The organism is Bacillus sp. N447-1 (genome assembly GCF_022701035.1).
GTDB classification, from domain to species: Bacteria; Bacillota; Bacilli; order Bacillales; family Bacillaceae_G; genus Bacillus_A; species Bacillus_A cereus.
This window is the reverse complement of the sequence record NZ_CP065509.1, coordinates 4,487,406-4,503,163: the sequence shown is the minus strand read 5'-3', so window position 1 is coordinate 4,503,163 and position 15,758 is coordinate 4,487,406. Positions and strand designations below refer to the sequence as shown.

Genomic DNA, 15,758 nt, shown 5'->3' with positions numbered 1-15,758 from the left:
TGCATTTAATAGTTTAATTGAAGCGCAAACAATATCTCAATCTATGAAAACGTTTGCGCTATTTGTCTATCATTATACATTCTTTTATTCATTTTGCAAATATTAATTTAAAAATTATGTCATTATACTCTTTATACATTGACTTTATATGAAATGAATACTACTCTTATAAGCAATATTAAAGCTACGAGAAAGGCAATCGTTTGCAATATAGGCTTTATTATTACACTTAAGGGAATACTATGTATAGAGATATTGAAGGGGGATTTTCTATATGTTTAAAGAAGCTATTTATCATAGGCCGAAAGATAATTATGCATACGCTTATGATGAACAAACAATTCACATCCGAGTACGTACTAAGAGAGATGATATTCAAAGCGCCGATCTTATTTACGGTGATCCTTACGAATGGAAAGACGGGAAATGGATATCAGCAAGTACACCCATGAAAAAAACGGGTTCTACTGCATTATTTGATTATTGGTCCATTTCAATCGAACCAAAATTTAAGCGCTTACGTTATGGGTTTGAATTAAAATCTGAAACAGACACTCTTATTTATGCAGAGCGAGGATTCTTTTCTAGCATTCCAAATGATGATGTTGGTAACTTTTTCTGTTTTCCATTTATTCATGCAGATGATGTATTCAAAGCACCATCTTGGATTAAAGACACCATTTGGTATCAGATTTTCCCTGAGCGATTCGCTAATGGCGATAGTACGCTGAATCCAGAAAACACCCTTCCTTGGGGAAGTGCGAATCCAACTCCAACTAATTTTTTCGGCGGAGATTTTTCTGGTGTTATTCAAAACCTTGATTACCTTGTTAAGCTTGGCATTTCCGGAATATATTTCACACCTATTTTCAAAGCTCATTCAAACCATAAATATGACACAATTGACTATATGGAAATTGACCCACAATTTGGGACGAAAGAAACTTTTAAAGAGCTCGTTGAAGAATGTCATAAGCACGGTATAAAAGTAATGCTCGATGCTGTGTTTAATCATAGTGGATACTTTTTCGAGAAATTTCAAGACGTACTAGAGAATGGTGAGAAGTCCGCATATAAAGAGTGGTTCCACATTCATGAATTTCCGATTATAACCGAACCACTTCCAAATTATGATACTTTCGCCTTTACACCGTATATGCCTAAATTAAATACAGCTCATCCAGATGTAAAAGAATACTTACTTGAAGTAGGACGTTATTGGGTACGAGAATTCAATATAGATGGCTGGCGCCTTGATGTCGCCAATGAAGTCGATCACAACTTTTGGAGAGAATTCCGAACTGAAATAAAGACACTAAATCCTGAAGTATATATTTTGGGAGAAATTTGGCACGATGCCCTTCCGTGGCTACAAGGCGATCAATTTGATGCTGTCATGAGCTATCCTGTTACAAACGCTCTACTTTCTTACTTTGCTAACGATTCCATTAAAGCAAGTGAATTCATGAAGCAAATTACAGAATCTCTACATTCCTACTCTATGAATGTAAATGAAGCAGCATTTCATTTATTAGATAGCCATGATACTCCAAGAATTTTAACAACATGCAACGGAGATAAAAATAAGTTGAAATTGCTCTATGTATTCCATCTTTCTTTCATCGGCTCTCCTTGTATTTATTACGGAGATGAAATTGGTATGGATGGCGGCATGGACCCTGATTGCCGTAAATGTATGATTTGGGATACTAAAGAACAAGATCATGCATTATTTACCCATATACAAACATTGATTTTATTACGGAAACAACATAAAGCATTTGGAGGACATGGTACTTTTCAATTCATCGAAGCAAATGATGAACATAATTATATTTCTTATACGAAAACATATGAGGATGAAACTATCTTTTTCGTTTTAAACCCTACTAATAGTGAAGTTACAGTTTCACTCCCTCTTCATGTTACTGGTAAGAAAATAATTAACATTTATACAAACGAAGAATTTTCAGCAGAAGCAAGTGTATTACAAGTTACACTTCCTCCATATGGATTCTCCATATTAAAATGGTAACCCAAAAAATCCTTATGCCAAGGTGGCATAAGGATTTTTCTTATTTCAATTTGAATACCATCGCTTCATACGGACGTAATGTAATGTTATCTATCAATCCGATTTCTACATCGTAATTGTGTATGAATAATTCTGATTCACTATAACTAATATCCTCAGGCATTTCAAATACACTTTCATCCGCAGTAAAGTTTGCAATAACAAGTAGTTTTTCGTCTCCATATGTTCTTACATAAGCAAAAATAGAAGGATTATTCTCTAATATTAAATCATATGATCCATATACAACTATTTCATTATTTTTGCGTAGTTCAATTAATTTCTTATAGTAATAAAAAATTGAACCTTCATCTTGGATTGCTTGTTTCACATTAATCTCTTTATAGTTAGGATTTACAGTAATCCAAGGTTCACCTTTTGTAAATCCAGCGTGATTCTGATCATTCCACTGCATCGGAGTTCTAGCATTATCACGACCCTTTATATAAATAGATTCCATTACTTTTTCTATATCTTCACCATGGTCTATCACTTTTTCTTTATACATATTTAACGTTTCAATATCTCGATATTCATCAATTGACTCAAATCGGACGTTCGTCATTCCGATTTCCTCTCCTTGATAAATATATGGCGTTCCTTTCATCATATGAAGAACTGTCGCTAACATTTTTGCTGATTCAATGCGATACATTCCATCATTACCAAAACGAGATACAACGCGAGGCTGATCATGATTATTCCAATAAAGGCTATTCCATCCGGTATGCTCTAATGCTTTTTGCCACTTTGTTAAATTCTCTTTTAAAGTAAGAAGTGAGCATGGTTTTACATCCCACTTTCCACCTTCTCCTGAATCTAAATCCATATGTTCAAATTGGAATACCATTTGCAATTCTTTTCGTTCTTCTCCAGTATACAATTTCGCTTCTTCTGTCGTTACACCAGGCATTTCACCAACCGTCATAATATCATAATGCGATAATACTTCCTCATTCATTTCATGTAAATATTTATGAATGTTTGGACCGTTCATAAAATGCTTATGACCTGAAACATACCCCTCTGCTTCTGTTTCAACAGCTGGTAATCCCTCTTCTTTAGAAATAAAATTAATAACATCCATACGGAAACCATCAATTCCTTTTTCTAACCAAAACTTCATCATTTCATAAACATCTTGTCTTACCTTTTCATTATCCCAATTTAAATCTGGCTGTTTTTTAGAAAACAGATGTAAATAATATTCATCTGTCATTTCATCATACTGCCATGCAGATCCACTAAAAGCAGCTCCCCAGTTGTTCGGTTCTTTTCCTTCTTTTCCAGGGCGCCATATATAGTAATCTCTATATTTATTATCTTTTGATTTACGTGATTCAATAAACCAATTATGTTCATCAGATGTATGATTAACAACTAAATCCATCATCAATTTCATATTACGTTCATGCATTTCATGTAATAGCTCATCCCAATCTTCCATTGTTCCGAACTCGTTCATAATTTTACAATAATCGCTTATATCATAACCATTATCATCATTTGGAGATTCATAGACTGGTGATAACCAAATCACATCAATCCCTAACTCTTTTAAGTAATCTAGCTTTGAAATAATCCCTTGAAGATCTCCTATACCATCACCATTACTATCCATAAAGCTACGAGGATAAATTTGATATACTACACTTTCTTTCCACCATTGTTTTTCCATTATGCTACCCCATTTCATTCATCATTCATTTTTCTCTTTTTTAAGGCGCAAACGTTTTCATTAATGAATGATAACAGATTCTATCTCAATTTAAAATAGCGCTTACAATTTTTATTGTTCTTTTTCTAAGAAAACATGCGAAAATCACTAATAACTCTCCAATATATGAAAACGTTTTATTTTTTTATTTATTTTTTGAATCTATTCGTTTATAATGAACTCAAAGAAAACGTTTGCATAATTATTTCTAGGGGGAAATACCATGGCAGAACTTAAATTAGAAAACATTTATAAGATATATGATAATAACGTAACAGCTGTAACTGATTTTAATTTACACATTCAAGATAAAGAATTTATCGTATTTGTCGGTCCTTCTGGATGCGGAAAATCTACAACGTTACGAATGGTAGCTGGACTCGAAGATATTTCAAAAGGCGAGTTTTCAATTGATGGTAAACTAATGAATGATGTTCCTCCAAAAGATCGAGATATCGCAATGGTATTCCAAAACTACGCTCTTTATCCACATATGAGTGTATATGATAATATGGCATTTGGATTAAAACTTCGAAAAATACCAAAAGATGAAATCGATCGTCGTGTAAAAGATGCAGCAAAAATTTTAGGACTTGAACAATATTTAGATAGAAAACCGAAAGCATTATCAGGTGGACAGCGCCAACGTGTTGCGTTAGGTAGAGCAATCGTTCGAGATGCAAAAGTTTTCTTAATGGACGAGCCATTATCAAACTTAGATGCTAAACTCCGTGTTGCAATGCGCTCAGAAATTTCTAAGCTACATCATCGCCTTGGAACAACAACAATTTATGTAACACATGATCAAACAGAAGCAATGACTATGGCTTCGCGTCTTGTCGTTATGAAGGATGGAAAAATCCAACAAATTGGAACTCCAAAAGAAGTATATGAAACACCAGAAAACATCTTCGTGGGTGGATTTATCGGCTCACCAGCTATGAACTTCTTCCGTGGTAAATTGACTGAAACCGATTTCGTTATAGACAATACTATAAAAATTAAAGTATCTGAAGGAAAAATGAAGATGCTACGTGAACAAGGCTATGTAAATAAGGAAATTGTTTTAGGTATTCGTCCAGAGGACATTCATGATGAACTACTATTTTTAGAAGCTTCACAATCTACTGCCTTCACAACAAAAATTGAAGTCGCTGAGTTATTAGGTGCTGAATCCATTTTATATATGAAACTTGGGAATCAAGATTTTGCGGCACGTGTAGATGCAAGACATACGTTTTCACCTGGTGACCAAATTAAATTAGCATTTGATATGAATAAAGCGCATTTCTTTGATAACCAAACTGAACAACGTATTCGCTAAAAAATTTATCTTTACTATACACATATAAAAAACCGTCCACATATATTGAGGGCGGTTTTCATTATTATACTAGGGCTTCTACTGTATGAAATGATTGTCCTTTCGTGCCAATAATACCGAAAATCGGTAAATCACTAAGCACCACTTCTTCTTGCTGTTTCATAAAAGATGACGTTAATTGTTTTATCTCTATCCAAACGTCATTAATACAAAGTACATTGGAATCGTTCTCTTGTTGGCGAGAAAAAATAGAATCTATTTTATATAAACCAGCATTTTGAAAAAGCATGTCAATGCGACTGAATGCATTCAAAGTAATGCTAATAACGCGTTGCCAATCTCCTTGCTTTTCCATATCATAGAATACAAAAAGGGCTTCTCCGCCTAGATTCGTAATTTCCTCCACTGTTGCTTGTCCACTCTCTTGATCAATGTCCGTCACAATAACTTTTGCGCCTTGTTTAGCCAACAAAAGAGCTGTATTACGTCCAATACCGATGCCACCGCCAGTTACGATAGCAACTTTTCCTGCAAGCTTCATTTTCATTACCCCTTCTATAAGTCTTACCGTCATTCAGTATACTCCTTTATGAGATTATTCTGCAAGCAAGAAAAATTGCCATTCGATTTGTAAACGTTTACTTTTTATCCTTCTTTTTTCTTACTCTTACGCTGATCAAGAACTAGACCGATAAAAATGAGAATGCCCCAAAAAATTATGCTACCTCCTGTCATCTCAACTTCCCCCTTATTATATAAAGTAAAACTTTAATCAGCCCCAAATGGTGAGATAAAGATATTATTTTTAATCATTATACCATTATCTTAATTTTCAATCTATTATAAATAGAAATGACACATTTTAGTTTTTCCTTACTGTAAATATTCACAATATACTTATAAAATAAAAAGACCCTTTATATATAAAGGGTCTTTTTATTTTATTATACAAGACTTATTATTTTCGTCTTTGTAATTAAGTCCTGAAAACCGCAATTGTCTTTGCGGAACAACATCATATATACGTTACATATTAATGGAATTCCTAATAGCAATACGTTCGGTAATAACACTACAAAAAATCTTATAATTAATGTTTGCAACGTTAGCTTTTCACTCTTCAATGAAATTAATTTTATTCTCGTTACCTTTTTGCCAAGTGTAACACCGTTCCAAATAAAGGGTAATACAATAAAATATATCGCCATTAATATGAAAACTACTGCGAAATCATATCTAAAATCACCTAAGCTTATATTAAAGCGCTTAAACATAGCACTATAGTTTCCGGTCATAATAGCTACTACTGCACCATACATAACCGAGATTAAAAACATGTCAATTAGGGAAGCACCTATGCGATTCATTACAAGCGCTGGACGATGCATCTTTAACTTCATTTTATGTCGACTCCTTCATATCCTTCTTTACCCGTCTCATCGTACCACTTCTAAAAAACATTGTAAACTAGCGTTTCTCTTACTTTTCTTGTACAATTTGTTACAATAGCATTATAAAGGAGGTTCCCATATTGAAAAAATGGATAATCCTATTCGTCGCCTTCCTATTAACTGGTTGTGCAGGAAACACAAGTCACTTAACTTATACGGTTAACGATGAATACGAACTCATACGTACTTCTGGAAATGCATTTGAACTTTTCCCCTCGCAAGATGCTGTATATGCCACACAATACATCCCTGCAAAAATTACAGACATTGCTTGGGATGATAAATACATTATTGCAAAACAAACTGAGGAAAAATCAGATCCAAATAACCCTGACGCAGCAATTGCAAATAAAAAAAGTGAACATTATTGGATTATTGATGTAAAGCACAATAAACGTTTCGGTCCCTACAATGAAAAGCAATTTAATGAACAAAAAGATGCGTTTAAAATTAAGGTGCCTTTTCAAAATGTAGATTCATACATAAAAGAAATAAAAAAACAGTCAGCATAATATTTGTATGCTGACTGTTTTGTCTTACATTATTTTAGTGAGATGTTAAACGTTTGTGGCTCTTTTACAACATCTTGTGTTTCTGAATCTCCTGCAAGTAAATCATCAGTTGTAAACTGAATATCCTTTACCTTGTCTTTTCCATCGTCAAGTATTAAACCAATAATACCATCTCTTATTTCACCAGGCTTATAGTCTTCTCTTGATACATTTTTTGTACCAACTAACGTATCTTCGTCATATAAAAAGTTTTGAGTGGCTACTTTAAAATGTTGCTTACCATTAATCATAACATCATTCATAGAGAAAAATTGCATATTTTTATTCCCGCTATTCTCCACTTTATATGTAATCTCAACGTAACGAATTGTATTACTAATCTCTGTTCCACTTAGCGATGCATATAATTCTGCATCTTCTTGGCTTACTTTATCCCCTAATCTACGTTTTACTTCTTCAGGAGTTAGTGCCGTGTATACTTTCAATGTATTTTTTGCCTTTTCACTCATTTGTGATAAAGAGATTACTTTCACATCTTGTACGTGAATTTTCATTGGCGCTACTTCAAATGTTTGATTCACAGAATGCATCTGCTCTAACTTGAAAGTACCCCATCCTGTTTCTTTCACTTTTTGTCCTACTTTTTTCAGCTCACGCCCACCATATTCTTTCGTTTCAGGAATAGATTCTTTCTTCTTCGGTTCAGCTTTCTTTTCTTCTTGATGGAAGCAACCACTTAACATAAGAAGAAAACTACATAAAACAAAAATACTTTTCCATGCTTTCATCATTTCATTTCTCCTAACGCTATCATTCATGAATATAAAATTAGTCCCTTGCTTTGTAAACTATAGAAACAATGACAATTCCACAAAATGAACTTGTCAGTCCAGATACTATTATACCTCCAATTTGGAAAATATGAAAATAGGGGTCTAGGAACGCATGCACGATAAATATAAAAGCTGTCACAATGATTATCGAAACCCAATACTTTCTTTTTTCTAAAGCTACAATCATATCTTTCCCTGTTTCATCTTTATACTTCCATAGTACGTATAATAGCAATAATAAGCCAACACATGTACTCCCATGTTGCATATATTTATACAATGGAATACTGTGTAATTCAATTTGTAACAATGCTATTTTCATAACGAAATAGCCTGTATTATGAGTAAATGCATCCCAAACGACATGCGTGAGCATACCGAATAATGCAGAATAGCAAAATACAAAGAATTCTTTCCAGGTATGTAGCCCCCACCTCTCATCTATTGCATATGAATAATAACCAGCAAACGGTTTAGGCAAATGCGTTATAAACGGCTTTTTTAAAATGTAATGATATATGTATGCGATTAGAAATACAAGCGGTAAATTTAAATATAAGAACCCAAGCCATGTATGGCCAATAACACCATAGGGTCTAAAGTGCAAAAAATATTCAAAGTCAGGCGCCATACTACCTAATATAAGAGCCGTTACTGAAATATGTTTAGAGTGCTTTTTCGCAAAAGGAAGAACTGCTGCTGGATGTGCAAATGTAAACGGCATACTTTAACTCCTTCTCACATTTTCAATAGAATACCATATATCATAACGAGAGAATGAATCTTCATGCAATATTTATTTTCACATTGGAATATGATAGTTTAAATGATATAATCCACATAAAATATTCAGAAAACAAGAAGGGATTCAGGTGTCATTAACACTTGTATTTGCTGCCTTTTTAAATTCAAAATCCGTTATGAATTGAGGTTTATATATTGATTGACGTACCCTTTTTACAAAATGTCACATTAAAAAAAGAAAATATCCCTAGTTTTTCCGCATATCCTTACTGCTTACCCGCTATTCGAACATTACAATCACTAGATTTCCATCCAAATGTAACATTCATTATTGGAGAAAACGGAACAGGTAAATCAACATTACTTGAAGGAATTGCAATTGCGTTAGGTTTTAATGCAGAAGGTGGAACGAAGAACTTCCGCTTTAGCACAAACGATTCCCATTCATCTTTACATGAATACCTTCGAATTTCAAAAAGTTTCAATACACCAAACGACGGTTTCTTTCTTCGCGCTGAATCATTTTATAACGTTGCTTCTTATATTGATGAAATAGATGCTGATAGAGAAGCACGTGGGAATCCGGTTATCAACTCTTATGGTGGTATCTCACTACACAAACAATCACACGGTGAATCATTCTTCTCATTATTTATGAACCGTTTTTCAGGACAAGGTTTATACATTTTAGATGAGCCTGAGGCAGCTTTATCACCAATGAGACAACTTTCCATGCTCATTCGAATGCACGAACTAGCTGAACAAGGTTCACAATTTGTTATCGCGACGCATTCTCCTATTTTAATGGCTTATCCTGAATCCACTATATATTCTTTAACACAAGAGGGAATTCACGAATCCACATTAGAAGAAACTGAGCATTACCAAACGACGAAACTTTTCTTTGAAAATCGCGATCGATTATTCCATCATCTATTTGAGTCGTAAAAAAAGAAGCAGCAATAGCTGCTTCTTTTTTATAGTGCTTCTATAAATAAGGCAACCCCGATACCGCCACCGACGCATAAAGAGGCAATTCCTTTTTCTAACCCACGTCTTTTTAATTCGTGAATTAAACTTACTGTAATACGAGCCCCTGTACAACCAATTGGATGCCCAAGTCCTACGCCACTACCGTTTACGTTCACTTTTTCACGGTCTAAGCCTAACTCTTTCTCTACAGCTAAATATTGAGCCGCGAAAGCTTCATTAATTTCAAGTAAATCTGCATCTTCCAATGACCAATCTACTTTTTCTAAACCTTTACGAATTGCTGGTGCTGGTCCAATACCCATAATTTTTGGATCTACTCCAGCTACTGAATATCCAACAATTCTAGCTAACGGTTGTAAACCTTTTTCTTTCGCTTTTTCTTCGCTCATTAATACTAGAACTGCACTCCCGTCATTAAGGCCAGATGCATTTCCAGCAGTCACTGATCCATCTTTATGGAACGCCGGCTTCAATCCAGCTAATTTTTCAGCTGTAATATCTGCACGTGGATGTTCATCCTTCGAAAATACAACTTCTTTTCTACGCTCTTTTATTGTAATAGGAACAATTTGATCGTCAAAGTATCCAGACTCGATTGCCTTCAGTGCCAATGTATGACTGCGAAGAGCAACTTCATCTTGTTCCTCTCTTGTAATTTCATATTGTTTAACTAAATTTTCCGCTGTTTCACCCATCATAATATGGTGAATCGGATCTTCTAACACTTCCCACACCGTATCACGAATTTCTCCGTGCTGTAGACGTTGTCCCCAGCGGTGCTGTTTCAATGCATAAGGGCTCGAACTCATCGCTTCTACCCCACCTGCAACAACAACATCACTTACACCTAATTGGATTTGCATTGCAGCTGACATAATTGCTTGCATACCTGAAGAACATTGACGTTGGATTGTATATCCCGTAACTGTGTCAGGAAATCCTGCCGCTAATGCAGCTGTTCTCGCCGTATTTGCTTCATCAGTTCTTTGAATACAATGACCTAAAATTACTTCATCAACTTCATGTGGTTCTACCCCGCCTCGTTTTACAGCTTCCTGAAGTACAGGAACAGCTAATTCTACTGGCGTTACATTTTTTAGCGCTCCTCCAAAAGTTCCAATTGGCGAACGAACTGCAGCTGTAATAACAACATTATGCATTTTGCACTTGCCCCTCTCTTATGTACCCTAGTCAGTTTTTAGGTGAAATTCCATAAGATGTATATCTATAACTATCATACTATAAACATACTAAAAAATCAAAATATTTAATATAATAAAAATAGAAGGAATTAACCTTCTATTCTGTCAGCGCATATAAAAACTTTTGTAAAATTTTCTCTGTCGTTTCATTCAATTTTGGCAACTGATCTACTGGAAAATATTGAAGTTTTAACCCTTCATGATCGAGCTTTAATTCCCCGCTCACATGATGTGCCTGATACAGATGAATAACATTGAAAATTTCATCGCCATTCGGATAACGGAAATATACTTCTTTTCCTGATAGAACACCAAGAAATTGCATTATTTTTGCAGTTAACCCCGTTTCCTCAAATAACTCTCTACGTGCAGTTTCTTCTGTCGTTTCGCCCAGTTCCATCGCCCCACCAGGTACACCCCAATCATATGTATCTGAACGATATTGAAGCAATACTTCTTGATTATCGTTTAATATAATAATTGCTGATCCTACGAGAATAAGCGGCCTTGTACCAACGACTTTTCGTAACTCTTCAATATACCCCATATGTAAATTCCCCTTTCCCTAACCTCCCTTATCATAACAAAATTTTGCTCTTTTTGTTCATGTAATTTTAAAGAAAAAAAGAAGCTTTCGCCTCCTTTTTTTCACCTTTATTTCTTAAAACTTTCATATTTTACAGCTTCAAAAGCTTCCTCAATTTCATCATTACGATAATGGACATATGTAAAACGCCCCAATTCTACTAATCTTGCTATTTCCTGTAACGCTTTATGCTGCTCATATGTTTCTTTCAGCTTAATATGTACATAAAACTTCATTAACGGATGTTCATATAAAGGTTCTCCCACCTCTACATATACATCTTCCACCCCTTGTACAACTCTTACATAACTTGCAAATTGATAAAGAGCTTCTCTGTCTGAAACGATTTTTAATGTATACATATATTCTCCCCCTTTTCTTTACTATATCAAAAAGATGATCACACTACGTTATAGAACTATGAAATTTTTTCGACTTGTCATCTATATATTCAATAAAAAAGGCGTTTATCCATACATGACATCTTTTCCCCACATATATTATAGGAAGAACTTTTTTTCAGTTGAGGTGTTCCTTATGGATCCATACGTCAATATATGTATTTGTATTACTCCCGGCGCCGATATTTCTGATGACCGCATCGCAAAAGATTTAGCTGTTGCAGAATCAATTTGGCACCCCATTACATTTCAAATTCAAGAAGTAATTGTATTAAATGAACTTTTCCGTTTTTTTGACCGTGAAATCAGTTATAAAAATTCCATTCAAAGTCAAGAAAAGCTGGCATCCTTTTTCCAAACATGTGTAAATGAAGCTCCTGAATGCGACCTTTATATTTGTTATATTGGCAGTGATTATTTCAAAGAAACAGCAGTAATTGCCTGCGCTTACTCTTTAGCAAAACAGCAACAACTTACCGGATATATCGTTTTAACAAACTCGGCTGCTCCTATGAAAAATATATATACGCTTGCTCACGAAATCGGTCATATTTTATTTACAAGACGTGTTCACGGAAAACTTACTCACGCAGATCCTCATTCCCCAACTGGCTCGGAGCACCATCCTTCTCCAACCAATCTTATGTATCCGATAGTCCCGCGCCCTGAAAATGTTCCTATTCAGTCTCTATTGACGAACGAACAAAAAACACTCTCTTTACAAAGCTCTTTATTGCAAAGAAAAAAACAGTAACCCTCATGTTACTGTTTAAAACAACTTATTCCAATCAACAAAACAAATCCCGGCTGCTAGAAATAAAAATAGACAACTAAATGTAAATGTAATCCCTCTAAAAATCCCTATATAATATTTCTTTGGAAATAATTTTTGGTATATCCAGAGCAGCCTTTTTCCTATTAAACTAAAAAGATAGATATAAACTTATCACCTAATAAAATATTAAAATAGGCATCATGTATTTCTTTTGATAAAAACAGTATGGTTGATCTGAGAAATCCTCCTCATATACATAACTCTCCTACTTGTTTATTTGTATACTTCTCTTTTTCTAATTTTATCTGAATTTGTAAAAGCATATAAATAGCAATGAAAAGAATTATTTGTTGTACATACATTCCGATAACGCTTGATACATCTATCATTCCAAATGCATATTCTAATGCAATTGGAACTAGTAAATATGACAAAGTAAACCAACCACCAAATTTAATATTTATAACAGCCGCTAAAAGAACTACTCCACCAACAAGGATGAAACTGTCTGTACTAGTAAACTTAATAAATGTTGTACCATAAAACTTATTTAATAATGCAATACTAAAATTGATAAGAACCATACCGCACCACTTATATATATAATTAAAAATTCAATTCTTTTACGCTTAAATGATGCTGTTCTCATCCCCCATATTAATACAATAATTCCTGCAAAAATCATAATCGGATAGCCAATTAACTCAATTAAAGAATAAGACAAACGATGGTCGGTTTCACTAAAGAATACGCTCTTCATCATCGTAAAAGCCAATAAATTTACAATAAAGTAAAGCAATAATTTATAATTACCTTTTCTATCTATACCCATCTCTTTTGCAAGTTGATTAGCATACTCTTTTGGCGAATCACCAAATATATCACTTACCGTTTTTCCTTCTTTCTCACCTTCAATTAAATGAAGTTCTGCATCTTCTAAAAAAGCGTCAACATCTTCTTCTTTAATTCCTTTCGTTATTAAATACACTTTCGTATCAATTAAAAACTTTTCTCCTTCTTTAGAAATCATCATGATAATCCCTCCCTTATTAAACCGTCTCTCTTCTATTCGTCTTCATCATAATTTCAAGGAAAATTAAAATAAACAAACTTCCGTATAAACATATAATTTGAAATAACATTGGAACAAGGTCTTCCGTTGTAAATGTTTTAAACACTAACATAATTGAAAGTGGAATGATTAAATATAAGTTTTTAAACCATCCTTCAAAATATATATTTATAGCTACTGTGATGATAAAAATCCCACCAGCCACTATATAACTTTGCACTTCGGTGAATGTGAGCATTTTTGTCGGATATATCACGTCTAATATCGTAACAGCTCCTAATAAAAACATTGGAGCGATCATAACTAAAGACCACATAGAAAACCATGTTTTTGTAAAACTTGTTACGAAGGCCATTTTGCGAAGTAGAAAATTAGGACCTATAACAACTAAAATCAATGAAAAACTATAACCGATACACTGAATAAGTGAAATCTGTAACATTCCATGATTCACTATTAAGATAGAAGCAATAATCCAAAACGATACGATATTCATTACTGTAAAACCAATTTGCTTCCACGTTTCCTGTCTATCTCTTTCCATTACTTTGACAAGTTCATTTGCATATTCTTTCGGTGAGCTTCCGAAAATATCTTCTACACTTTTCCCATCACTCTCACCCTCAATTAAATGGAGTTCCGCATCTTCTATAAAATTTTCAATATCGCTTTCTTTCACACTCTTTGCCGTCAAAAATAATCTCATATCTAACAAAAACTTTCGCGCTTCACTTGATAGCATTATTTTCTCCTTCCCTTCCCTTCAAGTAGACGTTCTACACTACTTTGCATCGTTTCCCAGCGATCCATAAATTCATCAAGTGCTTCCTCGCCTTTTTCTGTTAATGTATAATATTTTCTCTTTGGACCAGATGGAGATTCCTTCATTACGCTTGTTATTAGTCCTTCTTTTTGCATTCGTATTAATAACGGATAAATACTTCCCTCACTCGCCATTGTAAAACCATACTTCGCTAGCTTTTCACTCATTTCATAACCGTATATTTCGCCTTCAGAAATAATAGCAAGTAAGCATCCTTCTAAAATCCCTTTCAGCATTTGACTTGTCGACATAATTCAAATCCTCCTACTATCTTGCTTTACAAGATAGATAAGCGTAAGTATCTTGCTTTACAAAATAGTATAGCAAAGACTATTTTGCAAAACAAGATAGCTAACGATATTTTTTCCAAATGTTTGCAGGAATTTCATTATAGCTTCTCTAAATAGAGCACTATGAAAACTTTATTATGAAGGGATGTTTTTCATCATGGTTACAAATCGAGTTGTCTTTTTAACAGGTGCTGCAAGTGGCATTGGTTATGAAATGGGAAAGGCTTTTGCAAAAGAAGGTGCAAAAGTTGTGATTACCGATCGGCTTGAAGAACGTGCAAAAGAAGCTGCTGAACAATTACAAAATGAAGGTTTTCAAGCTATCGGTTTAAAATGTGACGTTACATCTGAAGAGGAAATTACAGCAGCAATTTCTCAAACAGTTGATCATTTCGGTTCATTACATATATTAATTAACAACGCAGGAATGCAACACGTTTCACCCATTGAAGACTTTCCAACTGAAAAGTTCGAGCTACTAATTCAAATTATGCAAATTGCTCCGTTTATTGCAATTAAGCATGCCTTTCCGATTATGAAACAACAAAAATATGGTCGTATTATTAATGTCGCTTCTATTAACGGCCTTGTCGGGTTTGCTGGAAAAGCTGCCTACAATAGTGCAAAACATGGCGTAATTGGATTAACAAAAGTTGCCGCTTTAGAAGGTGCTACGCATGGTATTACTGTTAATGCCCTTTGCCCTGGTTATGTTGATACCCCCCTTGTACGTAATCAACTACAAGACTTAGCTACTACACGAAATGTACCACTTGAAAATGTTTTAGAAGATGTTATTTATCCACTCGTTCCACAAAAGCGCTTATTACAAGTACAAGAAATTGCAGATTATGCGATGTTTTTAGCGAGTGAAAAAGCTAAAGGTATAACTGGTCAAGCTGTCGTTATCGATGGTGGTTATACTGCTCAATAAAAATAAAGTTTGCTCAAGAAGAGCAAA

Annotated in this window: 17 protein-coding genes and 2 pseudogenes; 6 read left to right on the top strand and 13 right to left on the bottom strand. The window is 34.2% G+C overall.

Annotation, left to right across the window (positions count from 1 at the left end; genetic code table 11):
- The first annotated feature begins 274 nt into the window (after positions 1–274).
- On the top strand, positions 275–2,035 hold the full coding sequence (locus IQ781_RS23060) for an alpha-glycosidase (RefSeq protein ID WP_000471782.1): 1,761 nt from the start codon (positions 275–277) through the stop codon (positions 2,033–2,035).
- A gap of 40 nt (positions 2,036–2,075) precedes the next feature.
- On the opposite strand, the gene malL is transcribed toward IQ781_RS23060, so the two are convergent.
- On the bottom strand, positions 2,076–3,752 hold the full coding sequence (gene malL, locus IQ781_RS23055) for an oligo-1,6-glucosidase (protein WP_000415175.1): 1,677 nt from the start codon (positions 3,750–3,752) through the stop codon (positions 2,076–2,078).
- 262 nt (positions 3,753–4,014) lie between these two features.
- Here malL and IQ781_RS23050 point away from each other — a divergent pair, with 262 nt between their 5' ends.
- Complete coding sequence (locus tag IQ781_RS23050) at positions 4,015–5,115, top strand: ABC transporter ATP-binding protein (RefSeq protein ID WP_000818931.1); 1,101 nt, start codon at positions 4,015–4,017, stop codon at positions 5,113–5,115.
- A 64-nt stretch (positions 5,116–5,179) separates the two neighbouring features.
- Here IQ781_RS23050 and IQ781_RS23045 read toward each other — a convergent pair whose 3' ends face one another.
- The 3 genes from IQ781_RS23045 to IQ781_RS23035 all read right to left on the bottom strand — a co-directional run bounded on the left by IQ781_RS23045 (position 5,180) and on the right by IQ781_RS23035 (position 6,515).
- The gene (locus IQ781_RS23045) at positions 5,180–5,689 is read right to left on the bottom strand and encodes an SDR family NAD(P)-dependent oxidoreductase (RefSeq protein WP_000218413.1); all 510 of its coding nucleotides are present in this window, start codon (positions 5,687–5,689) and stop codon (positions 5,180–5,182) included.
- A gap of 71 nt (positions 5,690–5,760) precedes the next feature.
- Positions 5,761–5,850: a hypothetical protein gene (locus IQ781_RS23040; RefSeq protein WP_000145638.1), complete on the bottom strand. Its 90-nt coding sequence runs from the start codon at positions 5,848–5,850 to the stop codon at positions 5,761–5,763.
- Between the two features lie 209 nt (positions 5,851–6,059).
- Positions 6,060–6,515: an RDD family protein gene (locus IQ781_RS23035; protein WP_000769080.1), complete on the bottom strand. Its 456-nt coding sequence runs from the start codon at positions 6,513–6,515 to the stop codon at positions 6,060–6,062.
- Positions 6,516–6,646: 131 nt separating this feature from the next.
- Here IQ781_RS23035 and IQ781_RS23030 point away from each other — a divergent pair, with 131 nt between their 5' ends.
- Positions 6,647–7,078: a DUF3997 domain-containing protein gene (locus tag IQ781_RS23030; RefSeq protein ID WP_000758789.1), complete on the top strand. Its 432-nt coding sequence runs from the start codon at positions 6,647–6,649 to the stop codon at positions 7,076–7,078.
- 29 nt (positions 7,079–7,107) lie between these two features.
- Here IQ781_RS23030 and IQ781_RS23025 read toward each other — a convergent pair whose 3' ends face one another.
- Together IQ781_RS23025 and IQ781_RS23020 are read right to left on the bottom strand one after the other, a co-directional pair.
- Positions 7,108–7,869 carry a hypothetical protein gene (locus tag IQ781_RS23025; RefSeq protein WP_000973899.1) on the bottom strand — a complete coding sequence of 254 codons (762 nt, stop codon included), beginning with the start codon at positions 7,867–7,869 and terminating at the stop codon, positions 7,108–7,110.
- 37 nt (positions 7,870–7,906) lie between these two features.
- Entirely contained in the window at positions 7,907–8,635 is a 729-nt protein-coding gene (locus IQ781_RS23020) for a DUF4184 family protein (RefSeq protein ID WP_001116854.1), read from the bottom strand.
- 215 nt (positions 8,636–8,850) lie between these two features.
- On the opposite strand from IQ781_RS23020, the gene IQ781_RS23015 reads away from it, so the two are divergent.
- A complete protein-coding gene (locus tag IQ781_RS23015; protein ID WP_000568006.1) occupies positions 8,851–9,603 on the top strand; it encodes an AAA family ATPase in 753 nt (250 codons plus the stop codon).
- A gap of 29 nt (positions 9,604–9,632) precedes the next feature.
- On the opposite strand, the gene IQ781_RS23010 is transcribed toward IQ781_RS23015, so the two are convergent.
- The 3 genes from IQ781_RS23010 to IQ781_RS23000 form a co-directional block, all read right to left on the bottom strand.
- Positions 9,633–10,808 (bottom strand): acetyl-CoA C-acetyltransferase, encoded by a 1,176-nt coding sequence (locus IQ781_RS23010; RefSeq protein WP_139846720.1) that lies wholly within the window; start codon positions 10,806–10,808, stop codon positions 9,633–9,635.
- A gap of 139 nt (positions 10,809–10,947) precedes the next feature.
- The gene (locus IQ781_RS23005; RefSeq protein WP_139846719.1) at positions 10,948–11,397 is read right to left on the bottom strand and encodes an NUDIX hydrolase; all 450 of its coding nucleotides are present in this window, start codon (positions 11,395–11,397) and stop codon (positions 10,948–10,950) included.
- Positions 11,398–11,504: 107 nt separating this feature from the next.
- Positions 11,505–11,798, bottom strand: a complete 294-nt coding sequence (locus IQ781_RS23000; RefSeq protein ID WP_000288330.1) for a DUF3928 family protein — start codon at positions 11,796–11,798, stop codon at positions 11,505–11,507.
- Between the two features lie 175 nt (positions 11,799–11,973).
- Here IQ781_RS23000 and IQ781_RS22995 point away from each other — a divergent pair, with 175 nt between their 5' ends.
- Entirely contained in the window at positions 11,974–12,591 is a 618-nt protein-coding gene (locus tag IQ781_RS22995) for an ImmA/IrrE family metallo-endopeptidase (protein ID WP_000371608.1), read from the top strand.
- 15 nt (positions 12,592–12,606) lie between these two features.
- Here IQ781_RS22995 and IQ781_RS22990 read toward each other — a convergent pair.
- The 4 genes and pseudogenes from IQ781_RS22990 to IQ781_RS22975 all read right to left on the bottom strand — a co-directional run bounded on the left by IQ781_RS22990 (position 12,607) and on the right by IQ781_RS22975 (position 14,758).
- Positions 12,607–12,839: pseudogene (locus tag IQ781_RS22990) on the bottom strand (DNA-binding protein).
- 21 nt (positions 12,840–12,860) lie between these two features.
- Positions 12,861–13,642, bottom strand: a pseudogene (locus IQ781_RS22985) (DUF1129 domain-containing protein).
- A gap of 19 nt (positions 13,643–13,661) precedes the next feature.
- Positions 13,662–14,426, bottom strand: a complete 765-nt coding sequence (locus tag IQ781_RS22980; RefSeq protein ID WP_000952885.1) for a DUF1129 domain-containing protein — start codon at positions 14,424–14,426, stop codon at positions 13,662–13,664.
- Entirely contained in the window at positions 14,426–14,758 is a 333-nt protein-coding gene (locus tag IQ781_RS22975) for a PadR family transcriptional regulator (RefSeq protein WP_000107982.1), read from the bottom strand. The genes IQ781_RS22980 and IQ781_RS22975 overlap by 1 nt, the downstream gene beginning before the upstream one ends.
- 196 nt (positions 14,759–14,954) lie before the next feature.
- Between IQ781_RS22975 and IQ781_RS22970 the strand changes: the two genes are divergently transcribed.
- Positions 14,955–15,731: a 3-hydroxybutyrate dehydrogenase gene (locus IQ781_RS22970; protein ID WP_000258428.1), complete on the top strand. Its 777-nt coding sequence runs from the start codon at positions 14,955–14,957 to the stop codon at positions 15,729–15,731.
- The last annotated feature ends 27 nt before the right edge of the window (positions 15,732–15,758 follow it).

Coding starts and splice junctions, on each gene's coding strand:
- IQ781_RS23060 (WP_000471782.1), top strand. CDS start 275: ATGTTTAAAGAAGCTATTTATCATAGGCCGAAAGATAATTATGCATAC.
- malL (WP_000415175.1), bottom strand. CDS start 3,752: ATGGAAAAACAATGGTGGAAAGAAAGTGTAGTATATCAAATTTATCCT.
- IQ781_RS23050 (WP_000818931.1), top strand. CDS start 4,015: ATGGCAGAACTTAAATTAGAAAACATTTATAAGATATATGATAATAAC.
- IQ781_RS23045 (WP_000218413.1), bottom strand. CDS start 5,689: ATGACGGTAAGACTTATAGAAGGGGTAATGAAAATGAAGCTTGCAGGA.
- IQ781_RS23040 (WP_000145638.1), bottom strand. CDS start 5,850: ATGACAGGAGGTAGCATAATTTTTTGGGGCATTCTCATTTTTATCGGT.
- IQ781_RS23035 (WP_000769080.1), bottom strand. CDS start 6,515: ATGAAGTTAAAGATGCATCGTCCAGCGCTTGTAATGAATCGCATAGGT.
- IQ781_RS23025 (WP_000973899.1), bottom strand. CDS start 7,869: ATGATGAAAGCATGGAAAAGTATTTTTGTTTTATGTAGTTTTCTTCTT.
- IQ781_RS23020 (WP_001116854.1), bottom strand. CDS start 8,635: ATGCCGTTTACATTTGCACATCCAGCAGCAGTTCTTCCTTTTGCGAAA.
- IQ781_RS23010 (WP_139846720.1), bottom strand. CDS start 10,808: ATGCATAATGTTGTTATTACAGCTGCAGTTCGTTCGCCAATTGGAACT.
- IQ781_RS23005 (WP_139846719.1), bottom strand. CDS start 11,397: ATGGGGTATATTGAAGAGTTACGAAAAGTCGTTGGTACAAGGCCGCTT.
- IQ781_RS23000 (WP_000288330.1), bottom strand. CDS start 11,798: ATGTATACATTAAAAATCGTTTCAGACAGAGAAGCTCTTTATCAATTT.
- IQ781_RS22995 (WP_000371608.1), top strand. CDS start 11,974: ATGGATCCATACGTCAATATATGTATTTGTATTACTCCCGGCGCCGAT.
- IQ781_RS22980 (WP_000952885.1), bottom strand. CDS start 14,426: ATGCTATCAAGTGAAGCGCGAAAGTTTTTGTTAGATATGAGATTATTT.
- IQ781_RS22975 (WP_000107982.1), bottom strand. CDS start 14,758: ATGTCGACAAGTCAAATGCTGAAAGGGATTTTAGAAGGATGCTTACTT.
- IQ781_RS22970 (WP_000258428.1), top strand. CDS start 14,955: ATGGTTACAAATCGAGTTGTCTTTTTAACAGGTGCTGCAAGTGGCATT.